We start from the raw sequence: 617 nt of genomic DNA, 5'->3' as shown, positions 1-617 counted from the left end.
CTGCCGCGGTGCCGCGGGTCAGGCGCCGCGCCCCGCCGCCGCCAGCGCCTCGATCGCGTCGAGCGCCCGCTCCACGGGAGGCAGCGCGTCGATCTCCTCTCGGACCGCCCGCGCGGAGCGCGCGACGGACGGGTCCGACAGCAGCGCCGCCACCGCGGACGCCATGTCGCCGGGCGTCGCGGCGGCCGCGTCGAGCACGCGTCCTGCGCCGATGTGCTCCGCCGCCCGCCCGTTGAGCACCTGGTCCGCCCCCATCGGCAGCACGGCGACCGGCACCGCGCGCGCGAGCGATCCCGTGAGCGTGCCGGATCCCCCGTGGCACACGACGACGTCCGCGAGCCCGAGCACGGCGCCCTGCGGCACGTGCCGCTCCACGCGCAGGCGCGGCGTCGACCCGAGCGAGCGCGGATCCACCCCCGGCCCGACCGTCACGAGCGTCCGCACCGGCAGGGTCGCCAGCCCGGCGACGATGCGCGGCAGCAGGTCGCCCGACCGCACGTTGAACTCGGTGCCGAGCGTCACGTACGCGCGGTGCGGCTCGTCCCCGGCACCGAGCCAGGCGGCGGCGGGGTGCGCGTCCGCGGTCTCCGGCGGCTCCGGCCGCACGCGCAGCACGG

At 79.4% G+C, this 617-nt stretch carries 1 protein-coding gene; it reads right to left on the bottom strand.

All coding sequences use genetic code 11. The annotated features are described in order from the left end of the window. Window positions 1-18: 18 nt before the first annotated feature. A partial coding sequence (locus DZG00_RS16230; protein WP_304650948.1) for a glycosyltransferase occupies window positions 19-617 on the bottom strand: 599 nt, incomplete at its 5' end.

The sequence above is a fragment of the Clavibacter lycopersici genome (assembly GCF_003576405.1).
GTDB lineage: Bacteria > Actinomycetota > Actinomycetes > Actinomycetales > Microbacteriaceae > Clavibacter > Clavibacter lycopersici.
Note: the sequence above shows the minus strand (reverse complement) of the source record. Positions and strands in the feature narration are given on the sequence as shown.